Annotated in this window: 12 protein-coding genes; 8 read left to right on the top strand and 4 right to left on the bottom strand. The window is 71.9% G+C overall.

The annotated features are described in order from the left end of the window. Positions 1–130: 130 nt before the first annotated feature. The gene (locus BLS99_RS09160) at positions 131–700 is read right to left on the bottom strand and encodes a putative glycolipid-binding domain-containing protein (RefSeq protein WP_091047242.1); all 570 of its coding nucleotides are present in this window, start codon (positions 698–700) and stop codon (positions 131–133) included. 51 nt (positions 701–751) lie between these two features. On the opposite strand from BLS99_RS09160, the gene BLS99_RS09155 reads away from it, so the two are divergent. Both BLS99_RS09155 and BLS99_RS09150 read left to right on the top strand, forming a co-directional pair. Then, positions 752–1,270, top strand: a complete 519-nt coding sequence (locus tag BLS99_RS09155; RefSeq protein WP_176953266.1) for a CGNR zinc finger domain-containing protein — start codon at positions 752–754, stop codon at positions 1,268–1,270. A gap of 178 nt (positions 1,271–1,448) precedes the next feature. Further along, on the top strand, positions 1,449–2,924 hold the full coding sequence (locus BLS99_RS09150; RefSeq protein ID WP_091047236.1) for an MFS transporter: 1,476 nt from the start codon (positions 1,449–1,451) through the stop codon (positions 2,922–2,924). Positions 2,925–2,975: 51 nt separating this feature from the next. On the opposite strand, the gene BLS99_RS09145 is transcribed toward BLS99_RS09150, so the two are convergent. Both BLS99_RS09145 and BLS99_RS09140 read right to left on the bottom strand, forming a co-directional pair. After that, positions 2,976–3,323 carry a hypothetical protein gene (locus BLS99_RS09145; RefSeq protein ID WP_091047233.1) on the bottom strand — a complete coding sequence of 116 codons (348 nt, stop codon included), beginning with the start codon at positions 3,321–3,323 and terminating at the stop codon, positions 2,976–2,978. 204 nt (positions 3,324–3,527) lie between these two features. Then, the gene (locus BLS99_RS09140; protein WP_091047230.1) at positions 3,528–4,187 is read right to left on the bottom strand and encodes a phosphatase PAP2 family protein; all 660 of its coding nucleotides are present in this window, start codon (positions 4,185–4,187) and stop codon (positions 3,528–3,530) included. Positions 4,188–4,697: 510 nt separating this feature from the next. Here BLS99_RS09140 and BLS99_RS09130 point away from each other — a divergent pair. The 6 genes from BLS99_RS09130 to BLS99_RS09105 all read left to right on the top strand — a co-directional run bounded on the left by BLS99_RS09130 (position 4,698) and on the right by BLS99_RS09105 (position 12,176). Continuing rightward, positions 4,698–5,717 carry a LacI family DNA-binding transcriptional regulator gene (locus BLS99_RS09130; protein ID WP_091047873.1) on the top strand — a complete coding sequence of 340 codons (1,020 nt, stop codon included), beginning with the start codon at positions 4,698–4,700 and terminating at the stop codon, positions 5,715–5,717. Continuing rightward, on the top strand, positions 5,714–7,282 hold the full coding sequence (locus BLS99_RS09125) for a sugar ABC transporter ATP-binding protein (RefSeq protein WP_091047225.1): 1,569 nt from the start codon (positions 5,714–5,716) through the stop codon (positions 7,280–7,282). Before BLS99_RS09130 ends, BLS99_RS09125 begins: the two co-directional genes overlap by 4 nt. Positions 7,283–7,437: 155 nt before the next feature. Beyond that, positions 7,438–8,424 carry an ABC transporter substrate-binding protein gene (locus BLS99_RS09120; protein WP_091047222.1) on the top strand — a complete coding sequence of 329 codons (987 nt, stop codon included), beginning with the start codon at positions 7,438–7,440 and terminating at the stop codon, positions 8,422–8,424. 97 nt (positions 8,425–8,521) lie between these two features. Beyond that, the gene (locus BLS99_RS09115) at positions 8,522–10,087 is read left to right on the top strand and encodes a sugar ABC transporter ATP-binding protein (protein WP_091047218.1); all 1,566 of its coding nucleotides are present in this window, start codon (positions 8,522–8,524) and stop codon (positions 10,085–10,087) included. Beyond that, complete coding sequence (locus BLS99_RS09110; RefSeq protein ID WP_091047214.1) at positions 10,084–11,148, top strand: ABC transporter permease; 1,065 nt, start codon at positions 10,084–10,086, stop codon at positions 11,146–11,148. Before BLS99_RS09115 ends, BLS99_RS09110 begins: the two co-directional genes overlap by 4 nt. After that, positions 11,145–12,176 (top strand): ABC transporter permease, encoded by a 1,032-nt coding sequence (locus BLS99_RS09105; RefSeq protein ID WP_091047210.1) that lies wholly within the window; start codon positions 11,145–11,147, stop codon positions 12,174–12,176. Before BLS99_RS09110 ends, BLS99_RS09105 begins: the two co-directional genes overlap by 4 nt. Before the next feature lie 108 nt (positions 12,177–12,284). Here BLS99_RS09105 and BLS99_RS09100 read toward each other — a convergent pair whose 3' ends face one another. Beyond that, positions 12,285–14,060: an Hsp70 family protein gene (locus BLS99_RS09100; RefSeq protein WP_091047207.1), complete on the bottom strand. Its 1,776-nt coding sequence runs from the start codon at positions 14,058–14,060 to the stop codon at positions 12,285–12,287. Between the last annotated feature and the right edge of the window lie 86 nt (positions 14,061–14,146).

Below are 14,146 nucleotides of genomic sequence, written 5' to 3'. Positions count from 1 at the left end.
CGCCTCCATTACACAACCTGATGCCTCGCACCGCCCCGAAGACCCGGAAGCACGCGTTTCGCCGGTTGCGAAGCCCCGCCGTGGAGCCTAGGCCGGGCGCGGTCGACGACGATGTCGCGCAGGGTGGCCGTCAGCGCTCCATCGTCCACAGTCCCGGGTACTCGGTGACGAGGCCGTCGGCGTCCACGGTCAGGTCGGCCCGGAAGGTGCCCGACCCGTAGCGGTAGCCCGTGTCCGTGCGGGTGTAGCGCTGCTCGGCCCGGCTGATGTCGAGCCGCGGGACCGGCTGGACGTACACGATGGCGAGATCGGCCGACTCGCCCGCGGCCAGGCCCAGGCGGTGGATCGGGAGGGTGTTCGTGAAGGGCGTCAAGGCGATGTCGACGTCGATGCACCCGGCGAGGTCGGCGCGTTCGCGGCCGTCCTCGAACCAGGTGCCGTTGCCGTCGCCGGTGAGCCGCCGGGGCGGTTCGCCGTGGAGTTCGATGCGGACGCTGCGGGTGCGCCAGTCCGGGTCGCACTCGATCCGGTACGCCATCCGGACCGCTTGGCCCTCGACAGCCGCGACGACCAGGCCGTCGGCGACGACACCGGTGCCGTCGGCGCTGAGGTCGAGGTCCTCGCTGCCGGGCCATTCGACGGCCCGCCACATGACGCGCCGGTGCAGGTGATGCCTGGCTTCTTGATGACCGTCTATCATCTTCACAGGTTAACAAGGCGAGGGCAATCTGTAAACCGGTATGATGATTCAATGGTTAACAATGCGGGGGACCAGGCGGCGCCGGGCGCGCTCGAAGCACTGCGCGCCTTGCTGAACACCTGGCGCATCCCCAACGACACCCGCGAGGCCGAAGACCGCTTCGAGGCGTACGCCGACGATGCGGGGTGGTCTCATGCCGAGCGGCGCGAGCTGCTGTCGCTGCGGGACGAGCTGCGCCGAGTCGTGGAGCGGACCGCCGACACCGATGCGGTCGTCAACGACTGGACCGTTCGCCTCGACGTCCGGCCCCGCGTCAGCGGTGACGGCGTCGGCTTCGTGCACCGCGGTGGGCCTGCCGGAGACATGGTCACGGCCGCACTGGACGCCATCGCCGCGGGCCGCTGGCACCGGCTCAAAGCCTGCCCCGACTGCCGCTGGGTCTTCTACGACCACAGCCGGAACGGCGCCAAGCGCTGGTGCCTGATGACCGCCGGGGGACCCGACGGCCGCTCCTGCGGCAGCATCGCCAAAGTCCGCGCCCACCGCCAGCGCGCCCGCGACGCCGAGTGAGCACATTGGACCCGCGACGGGTCCCCGCCCGCCGGTACGCGCCGGTCTGACCGCTGCGATTCCGACCGCGCCCGAACTTCATCGAACAAGTGTCCGACAAGGCGGTGAATCGTAGGTCCAGGTGTCGTCTCAACGGTGACGGCGCCGTTCGGAGGCGCCCCTATTCTGGAGACGACCGATGACCCTCACCGCCCCCGAGACCCCGGTCAGGACGCTGAGCCCGCGGCTCGCACTGGTGCTGCTGGCCCTGCCCGCCATGCTCATCGCGATCGACATCAGCGTGCTGAGCGTGGCGCTGCCGCAGATGGCCGCGGACCTGCGCCCCTCGCCCACCGAACTGCTGTGGATGAACGACATCTACGGGTTCATGGTCGGCGGCACGATGATCACGATGGGCGCGGTCGGCGACCGGATCGGGAGGCGGCGGCTCATCGTGATCTGCTCGGCCGCCTTCGCGGCGGCCTCGGCGCTGGCCGCGTTCGCCGTCGCGCCCTGGATGATCATCGCGACCCGGGCGCTCATGGGCATCGCGGGCGCCGCGATCATGCCCGCATCGATGGCGCTGATCGGCCGGATCTTCCCCGACCCGAAGCGCGCCGTGGCCGCGATGGGCGCCTACATGAGCTGCTTCCTCACCGGCATGGCCGCCGCGCCGCTGGTCGGTGGGCTGATGATGGCGCACTGGTGGTGGGGTTCGGTGTTCCTGCTCGGCGTCCCGATCATGGTCGTGACGCTCATCGCCGCCCCGCGCCTGCTCCCGGAGTTCAAGGCGCCCTCGGTCGGCCCGCTGGACCTGGTCAGCGCCGCGCTCTCGCTGGCCTCGATCCTGCTGCTCGTCGCCGCGCTCAAGCTCCTGGTCAGCGACGGCTGGTCGTGGGAGCCCGCGGCCGCCGCGGCGGCGGGGCTCGCGCTCGGTTGGGTGTTCGTGCGCCGCCAGCGCAGGTCCGACGACCCGCTGGTGGACCTCGCGCTCCTGCGACGCCCCGGCGTAGCCCGGACGATGTGGGTGCTGTTCCTGACGGCGCTGCTCATGGGCGGCACCTCGCTGTTCTGGGCGTTCTACCTCCAGGACGCCCTGGAGCTCTCGCCGCTGCACGCCGCGATGTGGCTGCTGCCCTCGACCGTCGCGATGATGGTCGCCTCGAACCTCGGGCCCTGGCTCGCCAAGCGCATCGACCCCGCGCGGGTGGTGGCCGGCAGCCTCGCGGTGATGGCCGCCGGATTCGCCTGCTACACCATGGTGTCCACCGGCGCGGCGGGCCTGGCGGCCGTCATCTGCGGCAGCGTCCTGGCGACCGCGGGCATCGGCGCGGCCTTCCCGTTCATGATGAACGAGGTCATCTCCCGCGCTCCCCAGGAGCGGGCCGGATCGGCGGCGTCGTTCGTGCAGACCGCCAACGAGATCGGTATCGCGACCGGACTGGTCGTCCTCGGCAGCGTCGGCACGCTCGTCTACCGGTTGCGGATGGACGGCGGGTCCTGGGTGGACGACTTCCGTGCGGCCGAGACCACCGGTGACACCGCGCTGCTGCACCAGTCGCAGGACGCCTTCATCGAGGGCTTCCGCGTCGTCGGCATCGTCGGCGTCGCGATCATGGCGCTGGTGCTCCTTCTCCAGCTCGCGCGATCCAGGAAGGCCGCCGAGGCGGCCTGACCGCTGCGATGACAGGGCTCCGCCGACTCCCGGTCGGTGGGGCCCTGTCCGTCACGGGGCCGCTTGGGCGATGAAGCCGTTGACGATGTGCAGGAACTGGTCGATGAACTTGACCCCGGTCGGTGCGAAGGTCTCGGAGTTCTCGGTGCACGTCATCGCGCCGCTCCCCGGCAGGTCGGTGGTGGAGATGTTCCATGTGACCAGGGCGAAGACCGCGCAGATCAAGGCGATGCGCACCCAGAGCGGGAGCCGGTGCCGCCGCACCGGGAGCGTGGCGATGAAGGCGGTGGCGACCAGCAGGGTGCCCGACGTGACCTTGCCGCCGCCGAGCAGCACGACGCCGAGCAGTCCGATGAGGACGATGCCGGTCCACTTCGCGGCCTTCTTGAGGGTGTCCATGGGGGTTCTCCTTGTTGCGATCCGACCGCTCGGCGGCCCCGCCCGCGCCGAGAGAGGTCGGGCAGGAGGTGCGAGTCCGCGGCGGTCGAGGGGCGAATCGATCACTGCTTTCTCTATTTAGCTAGGATGTTAGCACTATAGATCCACGCAGGTCCCGCCGTCAATCGCGGGGCCGCCGCTGGGGGAGTCTTCCCTGTGCAGGCGCTAGCGCGACGGGCGGGGCCGCGCCGCGTTCGGGACCAGGCCGAGGGCCGCACCGGCGAGGAGGCCGATGCCGAGAACCGCCACCGCGGCGGCGACCACGTCGATCAGGTAGTGCTCGCCCGAGACGACCCGGCCCGCGGCGACCGCGGCCACGAGGGCCCCTCCGGTGGCGAGGACCGCCGTGCGGCCGGCCCGCGAGCGGTGGGCGCTGACGACGGCGGCGGTGAACGCGATCGCGGCCAGGAGGGTCACGTGGCCGCTGGGATAGGTCCAGTCCTGGTCCGTCACCGCGGGGCCCGACCGCTGGAAGAGTGCCTGGAGGCCGATCGCCGCGACGCACAGCACCAGGACCGCGCCCGCCTTGAGGAGTGGGCCGAGCGCCCGTCGCCGCTCTCGCCTGAGCCGCACGGCGGTCTCGGCGATCAGGATCCCGGCGCCCGCGAGCGTGCCGAGTCCGCTCACGGCCGCGGCGACCGTGCCGAGGGTGGAATCCGGTGCGGCGTACAGGTTGTCGACGATCCACAGGTCGAGCGGGAGCGCGCGGTCGCCGAGGGCGATGGCGGTGAGGAGGACGGCCGCCACGCAGGCGGCGCCGATCGCGGCGGTGCGGAGGCGGTGGTCGTGGTTGTGGTCGCGGAGGCGAGGGATGAGTGGTGTCATCTTCGGAGCCTAAGAGGACGAACCGCCTCGCGCACTACCGCCTGCTGCACCATCGTGGTGCAGCTGTCCGCCTGTGCCGCAGCGCAAAGCGCCGCGAAGCGGGCCGGTCCTCTGTGCACCGCCCCGTCTCCTCCGGCTCCCCTTGGACACAGGTATTGACCTACCTCAATTGTTCCCGGTAACATTCTGCGTTCATGAAGGACCTCGCGGCCGTCGCCGTACCCGGCTCAGGCGACATCCGCAGCAGCGTCACCCTGCCCGCGACCCGTTCGCGGACCGGGCCGGCGACCGCGCCCGGCCGAACGTCCGGAGACCGCCGGCGCCGCCGGGAGCGACCGCACCGCTCCCGGCGGCGTGACGACACCCGCCTCCTCCACCGCTCCACCGCGGACGACGCCGCCGCCACCGGCGCCCGGATCGTTAGGCTGGGGGAGTCGCGCCGTCGCGCGCGGCGCCTTTGGCGGCTGAGGAGGACGGACCCGATGGAGACCATTCCCGTGGAGGGTGCGCGTGGCGAACACGAGTGCTGACAAGCCGAACATCCGGCAGGTCGCGCGGCTCGCCGGGGTCTCCCACATGACCGTCTCGCGGGTGCTCAACAACTACCCGCACATCAAGGAGTCCACCAAGCGCCGCGTCCTCGAAGTGATCGAGGAGCTGGACTACCGCCCGAACATGGCCGCCCGCGCGCTCGCGACCCAGAAGAGCCAGCGCATCGGGGTCCTCGTGGAGAGCGCCGTCGAGTTCGGCCCCACGAGCACCCTGCGCGCGCTGGAGTACACCGCGCGCGCCGCCGGGTACGCCGTCAGCTCGATCGCCTTGAGCGACGACGAGATCTCGCCGCAGGAGGCCGTCGACAACCTCACCACGCAGGGCATCGACGCGCTGTGCGTGGTCGCCCCGCGCTCGTCCTCGATCGCGGCCCTGCGCAAGATCTCCATCGGCATCCCGGTGCTGGTCGTCAAGCCCGACCGCGACCCGACGTTCCTCACCGTCTCCCTCGACCAGCAGGGCGGGACGACGCTCGCCGTCGACCACCTCGTCTCCCTGGGGCACCGCGACATCCTCCACCTCGCCGGCCCCCTCGACTGGCTCGACGCCCGCGCCCGCGAGCGCGCCTTCCACGCCCGCGCCAAGTCCTGGGGGGTGCGCGAGCGCCCGATCGTGGTGGGCGACTGGACCGCCGACTTCGCGTACGACTTCGCCAAGGGCATCAAGGAGCTGCCGGACTACACGGCGGTGTTCGTCGCGAACGACGACATGGCGGTGGGCTTGATCCACGGCCTGGCTGACCGGGGCATCGAAGTGCCCGGCGACCTGAGCGTGGTGGGCTTCGACGACGTGCCGCTCTCGGCGCACGTGCTGCCGCCGCTGACGACCGTGCGGCAGAACTTCCGCGCACTCGGGGGCGCGATCGTCGACCTGCTCCGCGCCGCCGTCGAGGACCGCGAGATACCGAGGGTGACCAGGATTCCCGCCGAACTCCTGGTCCGGTCCTCGACCGCCGCACCGAGGGAGGCGAAGCGATGAGCGGACGGAAGTCGGTGGCGCAGCCGCCCGAGGTGCAGCGGCCCGTAGTCGAGATGCGCGGCATCACCGTCGAGTTCTCCGGCGTCCGCGTGCTCGACGGCGTGGACCTGACCCTGTACCCGGGCGAGGTGCACGCCCTCATGGGCGAGAACGGCGCCGGGAAGTCGACGCTCATCGGGGCGCTGACCGGCACGTACCCGATGCTGTCGGGCGAGGTCCGTATCGAGGGCGAGGAGCGGATGCCCACCGGCGTCGCGCGCAGCCGCGCCGAGGGGATCGCGACGGTCTTCCAGGAGACGCACCTGAGCCCGCACCTCACCGTGGCCGAGAACGTCATGATCGGCAACGAGGTCCGCGGTCCGCTGGGCATCGACTGGAAGGCGAACCGCACGCGCGCCGCCGAAGTGCTCGCGCGCCTCGGGCTCGACGACCTCGACCCGCGCTGCCCGCTGTCGGCGCTGCCGCCCGCGGTGAAGCAGCTCGTGGCGGTGGCGCGGGCGCTCGTGGTGGAGCCCCGGGTGCTGGTCCTGGACGAGCCGACGTCGAGTCTGGACGCGGCCGACGTGAACACGCTCCTGCGGGTGGTCCGCAGCCTGCGCGACCGCGGGGTGGCCGTCCTGTTCGTCTCGCACTTCCTGGAGCAGGTCTTCGACGTGGCCGACCGGATGACGGTGCTGCGCGGCGGCCGGTTCATCGGCGAGTACCCCGCCGGGGACCTCGACCGGGCCGACCTCATCTCGAAGATGATCGGCGAGGACATCGAGGCGCTCAAGGCCCTGCGCTCGGAGCGCCTGGCGCACCACTACTCCGCGTCGGGCGAGCCGACGCTGCGCGCCTCGGCGCTGGGCCGGCGCGGCACCATGGACCCCACGGACATCGAGCTGTCGCGCGGCGAGGTCGTGGGCTTCGCGGGCCTGCACGGCTCGGGCCGGACCGAGCTGGCGCGCCTCATGGGCGGCGCCGAGCGGGCCGACAGCGGCGAGATCTGGGTCGACGGGAGCCGCGTGCAGCTGCGCAGTCCCGGTGCGGCCCTGCACCGCCGGATCGCGCTGTCGACCGAGAACCTGCGCGAGGAGGGGGTCATCCGCGGCCTGACGGCGCGGGAGAACATCGTGCTCGCGCTCCAGGCGATGCGCGGGTGGTCGCGTCCGCTCTCGCGCGGCGAGCAGGGCGCGCTCATCGAGACCTACCTCGAGGCGCTGCACCTGGCCCCCGGCGACATCGACCGGCCGGTGGAGGAGCTGTCGGGCGGCACGCAGCAGAAGATCCTGCTCGCGCGCCTGCTGGCGACGCGCCCGCACGTGCTCATCCTGGACGAGCCGACGCGCGGCATCGACATCGGCGCGAAGCTCGACATCCAGCGGCGCGTGGCGAAGCTGGCGGGGGAGGGGGTCGCGGTCGTGTTCATCTCCTCGGAGCTGGAGGAGGTCGTGCGCCTGAGCGACCGGATCGTGGTGCTCAAGGACCGCGAGAAGATCGGGGAGCTCAGCAACGGCCCCGGGGTCACCGTCGACACGATCGTGGAGATGATCGCGGCGGACCTCCACGACGACCCGGAGGAGTGACCGGATCACGATTGCGACACGGGTCTTGTGCTCTCGATTTTGTTCCCGGTAACATAAATCGCGCGACGCATCCCCTGCGCCGTCACCGAACGACCGCGGATCCCCGATCCGTTCCCCCCGGACCCCTCACGTCCGGCATCTCAAGGAGGAGAACCATGTCTGCACGGCAGCGCATCGCCAAGGCGCTCGGCGCGGCGACCGTCGGCGCCCTCGCGCTCGGCCTCACCGCCTGCGGCGGCGGCGACTCGGGCGGCGACGACGGCCTGACCACGGTCGGATTCGTCGCGGTCGGCCCCGAAGGCGCCTGGCGCGAGGCGAACGAGACCAACATCCAGGACACGTTCACCGAGGACGCCGGCTACGAGCTCAAGTACGCCCCCGCCACCAACCTCGACCAGAAGTCGCAGATCGACGCGTTCACGTCGTTCGTCGACGAGGGCGTGGACGTCATCCTGCTCTCGGCCACCGAGGCCACCGGCTGGGAGGACTCCCTCAAGCGCGCCCAGGAGGCGGAGATCCCCGTGATCCTCCTCGACCGCGGCATCGAGCCCGACGACACCGACCTCTACGTCACCCGCATCGCCCCCGACAACATCGAGGTCTCCACCGCCGTCGCCGACTGGGCCGTCGCGGCCTTCCCCGAGGGCGCCAACTACTTCGTCCTCGAAGGCCCCGCTGGCGTCTCGGTCGTCAACGAGCGCAACGAGGGCTTCGACGCCGTCGCCGGCGCCCAGGCGAGCCTGGTCAAGGTCGGCGCCCAGACCGCCAACTGGTCCACCGAGGAGGCCAAGAGCGTCGTCGAGACCGTCCTGAAGTCCAACGACAACGACCTCCAGTTCATCTTCGCCCAGAACGACGAGATGGGCCTCGGCGCCGTCCAGGCCGTCCAGGAGGCCGGCCTCGTCCCCGGCACCGACGTCAAGATCGCCACCATCGACGGCACCAGGAACGCCCTCGAATCCCTCGCGGCCGGCGAGCTCAGCTTCGTCGCCGAGTACAACCCGCTCTTCGGCGAGACCGCCCTCGAAGTGGTCGAGAAGGTCCTGGACGGCGAGGACGTCGAGTCCAGCATCGTCGTCCCCAGCGCCACCTTCGACTCGCCCGAGGCGGCCGAGACCGCGCTCCCCGACCGCAAGTTCTAGCCCCGGGAAGAGCAGTCCCCGGCGCGGGGTCCTCTTCGGACCCCGCGCCCCAGACCACCCCGCGGCGCGGCTGCGGCGACAGGATGTGGAGCACGCGATGCCAGAATCGCTTCCGATCGTCGAGATGGTCGGCATCTCGATCGCGTTCCCGGGCGTGAAGGCGCTCGACGGGGTCGGGCTCCGGCTCTTCCCCGGCGAGGTGCACACCCTCATGGGCGAGAACGGAGCCGGGAAGTCGACGCTCATCAAGGCGCTCACCGGCGTCTACAAGATCGACGACGGCGAGATCCGCATCGCCGGGGAGCCGCGCCGCCTCGGCGGCACCGCCGACGCGCAGCACGCGGGCATCTCCACGGTCTACCAGGAGGTCAACCTCTGCGCGAACCTCACCATCGGCGAGAACGTCATGCTCGGCCACGAGGTCAGAGGCGCCGCGGGCATCAACTGGCGCGCCACCCACCGGGCCGCGGGCGCGACGCTCGCGAAGCTCGGCCTCGGCCACCTCGACCCCCGCCGCCCGCTCGCCACCCTCCCCCTCGCCCTCCAGCAGCTGGTCGCCATCAGCCGCTCGATGGTCGCCGAGTGCAAGGTCCTCATCCTCGACGAGCCGACCTCCAGCCTCGACGCCAACGAGGTCGAGCAGCTGTTCACCGTCATCCGCGGCCTGCGCGACCAGGGCGTGGCGATCCTGTTCGTCTCCCACTTCCTCGACCAGGTGTACGCGATCAGCGACCGCCTCACCGTTCTGCGCAACGGCCGCTTCGAGGGCGAGTACCGCACGAGCGAACTCGAACGCGCCCAGCTCATCGCCAAGATGATCGGCAAGGACCTCGCGGTGCTCAAGTCCCTCGACGCCAAGGAGTCCCGCCGCGTCCGCACCGATGAGGCCCCGCTCTACGCCGCCACCGGCCTCGGCCGCAAGGGCGCCGTCGAAGCGGTCGACATCGAGCTCCACCGCGGCGAGGTCGTCGGCCTCGCGGGCCTCCTCGGCTCCGGGCGCACCGAGCTCGCGCGCCTCATCTACGGCGCCGACCGCCCCGACACCGGCGAGGTCGCCGTCGACGGCGAGCCCACCGAGATCACCACCCCCGCCAAGGCCCTCGCGCACCGCATCGCGTTCTCCAGCGAGAACCGCCGCGACGAGGGCATCGTCCGCGACCTCACCGTCCGCGAGAACCTCGTCCTGGCCGTCCAGGCCCGCCGCGGCTGGGCCCGCCCGCTGCCGCGCCGCGAGCAGGACGCCATCGTCGCGAAGTACGTCTCGGCACTCGGGGTCCGCCCCGCCGACCCCGAGCGGCCCGTCCGCCTGCTCTCGGGCGGCAACCAGCAGAAGGTCCTCCTCGGGCGCTGGCTCGCCACCGACCCCGAGATCCTCATCCTCGACGAGCCCACCCGCGGCATCGACGTCGGCGCCAAGGCCGAGATCCAGGAGTACGTCGCCGACCTCGCCGACGACGGCCTCGCTGTCCTGTTCATCTCCTCCGAGATCGAGGAGGTGGTGCGCCAGAGCGACCGCATCGTCGTCCTCAAGGACCACCGCAAGATCGCCGAACTCGAAGGCGGACCGGGCGTGTCCGCCGAATCCATCGTCACCGTCATCGCCGAGGACGGCCTCGGCGACCCGAGCGCGGACACCGCCGTCCGCGAGGAGGCCACCACATGAGCGCGAACGCGCACGGCCCGGCCGAGGCACTCAAGGGCCTCGTCCGCCGCCAGTACTTCTGGGGCATCGTGGCGATCGCGCTGCTCCTCCTCGTCAACCTCGTCAAGGACCCCGGCTACCTCGCCGTCACCATCGGGTCCTCCGGCAACCTCGTCGGCAACGTCATCGACATCCTCCGGGCCGCCGCGCCGATCGTCCTCATCGCCGTCGGCATGTGCCTCGTCGTCGCCACCGGCGGCATCGACCTCTCGGTCGGCTCGGTCATGGTCGTCGCCGGGGCCGTCTCCATGGAGTTCCTCAGCGGCGCCCCCGACACTCTCGGCTCCGGCCTCGCCGCGGTCGGCCTCGTCATCGCCGTGAGCGCCGCCCTCGGCGCGGTCAACGGCGTGCTCGTCTCCGTCGTCGGACTCCAGCCGTTCATCAGCACCCTGGTCATCATGCTCGCCGGCCGCGGCCTCGCCAAGGTCATCACCGGCGGCCAGAACACCGCCGCCACCAACGAGTCGTTCCGGTGGATCGCGAACGGCCACGTCCTCGGCCTGCCCGTCGTGTTCCTCCTGGCCCTGCTCCTCGCCGTCGCCATGGGAATCCTGGTGCGGCGCAGCGCCCTCGGGCTCATGCTCGAAGCGATCGGCATGGACGCCAAGGCCGCCCGGCTCGCGGGCGTCAACCGCCGCGCGCTCCTGCTCACCGTCTACGTCCTCGCCGGCGTCCTCGCCGGCCTCGCGGGCGTCTTCGCCACGGCCAGCGTCATGACCGTCGACGTCTCCCGCACCGGCTACCAGCTCGAACTCGACGCGATCCTCGCCGTCGTCATCGGCGGCACCTCGCTCGCGGGCGGCAAGTTCAACATCACCGGAGCCGTCGTCGGCGCGATCCTCATCGCCACCCTCGACAAGACCGTCGTCTTCCTCGGCGTCTCCTCCTCCGCGACCCCCGCCTTCAAGGCCGTCGTCATCGTCGTGCTGTGCCTCCTCCAGTCGGAGCGGGTGCGGCGCGCGTTCCGTCAGCGCCGCGCGGCCGCCGCCCGCCCGGCCGAGCGAGAGGCCGTCGCCGCATGAGCACCCTCACCACCGCACCGCCCGCGCCCACCGGCGCCCGCGCCCTCGTCAAGCGCCTGTCCCTCCACCTCGACACGCTGCCCACCGGGGCCGCCGTCGTCATCTTCATCGGCATGATCGTCTACGGCGAGGCCGCCTACGGGCGCATCGTCCAGTTCAACACCCTGTCCAACCTGCTCATCAACAACGCCCACCTCATCATCCTCACCGTGGGCCTCACCTTCGTGATCCTCACCGGCGGCATCGACCTCTCGGTGGGCGCCGTCATCGCCTTCAGCAGCGTCGCGGGCGTCATGCTCATGAACGCCGGCTGGAACCCCTGGATCGCCATGGCCCTCATGGTGCTCATCGGCACCGCGTTCGGCGCCGCCTCCGGGGTCCTCGTCCAGTACTTCCACGTGCAGCCGTTCATCGCCACGCTCGCGATGATGTTCCTGGGACGCGGCCTCGCCTCGATCCTGAGCACCGTCCCCGAACGCCTCGCCGACGACAACCCGGTGCGCGGACTCGGCACCCAGATCAAGCTCTACGACGGGCCGAAGGTCAACGACATCGCCATCACGCCCGGCGTCGTCATCGCCGCCGTCGTGGTGGCCGCCGCGTTCTTCGTCCTCCACCGCACCCGCACCGGCCGCACCGTCTACGCCATCGGCGGCTCCGAGCAGTCCGCCGCGCTCATGGGCCTGCCCGTGGTCGCCACCAAGATGTGGGTCTACATCATCAGCGGCTCCCTCGCCGGGCTCGCCGCGGTCGTCTACACCGCCCGCCTCGGCAGCGCCCAGAACATCACCGGCATCGGCTGGGAGCTCGACGCCATCGCCGCCGCCGTCATCGGCGGCACGCTCCTCACCGGCGGCGCCGGGTTCGTCCTCGGCTCGGTGGTCGGCGCGCTCGTCCTGGGCCTGATGAACGTCCTCATCACCCGCGACGGCTCCATCCCGCCCGAGGCGACCACCATCATCACCGGCGGCATCCTCCTGGTGTTCGTCCTGCTCCAGCGCGCGGTCCTGGCGCGCCGCCGCGAGTGACCCGGCCGCCGGCGCCCCGCGACCCATCCGCGCGGCGCCGGCGGCCGCTCCGCTCTCGCAAGGAATCCGACCGCCTCGATGACGAGGCGCGCCTGCCCCGCGGGCGCCTCAGTCCGACGAAGCTGCGCGCCGCGACCGCCAGAGCAGGAGCAGGTTCACGGCCGCGACCGCCGCCAGCACGCCCGCGGTCGGAAGGAAGTCCACGATCATCGCCATGCGGCCGACCTCGCCGCGCAGCCCCGCGGCGAACCAGACCGCGACCGCCGCGAGGAGCAGGAGCTGCGCCCCGGCGGCCACGACCGTCACCGCCCTGCCGCGCTTGGGAAGCAGCGGAACGACGACCAAGACGGCCGCGACGGGGAGGCCGAGGAGCAGCGCCCGATCCAGCGACGGCATGAGCGTCGACCAGTAGAACAGCACCCCCGCCGACACGACCCCGTACGCGACGACCGCTCCGAGCCGCCGGGTCGCCATCGCGATCCCGCCCGCCACCGGCACCGCCCACGCCACGGCGAGGAAGCGCCCGTAGTCGGGGTCGTCGAGCTGGACCATGGCGGCGAAGAGGTACTGGAGCATGAAGAGCGCGAACACGGTCCAGAGCACGACGGCGGCACCGCGGCGGGGTTTCGGCTCCGCTTCCGGTGCCTTCTTGCGGACCTCCACGGTCTCGTCCGGCCCGGCCGGCGGCACCGGCCGGTAGGTCACGCGGACCGGCTTCGAACGCAGCGGCTCGGCCGGTGTTACCGGGCTTGGCTCGACGGGCGCGCTCGTCGCGATGACCGTGCTTTGCGGAACCTGCCCTCCAGATGCCGCGCCTTCGGAGACCGCGCCCTCCGATACCGCGAGTTCAGGCTGCTCGATCGTCGTGGGCGCCATGCCGAGCGCCCGGTGCAGCTCGGTCGCGATCAGCGGCGTGCGGCTGGCCGCGCCGACCAGGAACAGCCCCGCGATCCGCTCGGACGCGAGCCCGGAGGCCCGGATCGTGCCTCGCGTGACCCGCACGGTCCGGTCCACGAGCGGCCGCACGACCGCGTCCAGTTCGGACCGCGTCAAGTGCGCGTCGACATCGAGCAGCGGCACCGCCAGATCGGTGCTGCTGCGCCGCGACAGCCGCTCCTTCGCCTGGCGCACCTCGGTGAGGAACGCGAGGCGGTGGCGCCGGTCCGCGGTGGTCCCGGGAGCCAGCAGCCGCGCCCAGCGCTCGTCGCCCTCCCGCACGTTCGCCGCGAGGTGCGCCGCCAGCGCCTGGTCGAGGTCGAGGCCGCCGATCTCCGCGCCGTCGGCCGCCAGCACCTCGTACCCCTTCTCGCCGCGCGAGAGCACCGTGACGTCGAAGGTCCCCGCGCCCAGGTCGTAGACCACGATCCCGGAGCCGACCGGCACGTCCGCCCCGAGCGCCGCGGCGAAGTGGTGCGCGGCGGCGACCGGCTCGGCCAGCAGCTCCACCTCGCCGAGCCCCGCCGCCGCGGCGGCGTCGGCGAGCACGAGGCGCCGGTGCGGACCCCAGGACGCGGGCACCGTCACCGTGACCGGCCCGAGCGCCCCGGCCGTGTGGCGGCAGACCGCCGCGACCCTCGCGAACACCGCGCTCAGCGCCTCGACCACCGGGATCTCGGTCTCGCCGAGCAGGATCGCGCCGTCGTCGATGCGCCGCTTGGGGTTCGGCTCGAACCGCTCGGGCCGCCGCGCCCCGAGCTGCACGGCGTCGGCGCCCGCGATGAGCCCTTCGGCCTCGTCGAGGAACAGCGCCGAGGCCATCTGCGGCGTGCCGTCGAACAGCTGCTGCTGGACGCGCCCGTCCGAGCGCCGGAGCGAGACGACCGTGTGGGAGGTCCCGAAGTCGATGCCGATCGCGGTGCGGCCGGAGGCGGGGCTGGGGGACATGCCGCCATCCTAGATTCCGCCGCCCATCGCCGCGGGCGTCGCATCCGGAAACGAGCAGCGCCTCACCTGCGGTAGCGTTGCGCGGA

Origin of the sequence: Glycomyces sambucus, assembly GCF_900102815.1 — a bacterium.
In the GTDB taxonomy this organism is placed as follows: domain Bacteria; phylum Actinomycetota; class Actinomycetes; order Mycobacteriales; family Micromonosporaceae; genus Glycomyces; species Glycomyces sambucus.
The sequence above is the reverse complement of the archived record's forward strand: the minus strand, read 5'-3'. Positions and strand labels throughout refer to the sequence as shown.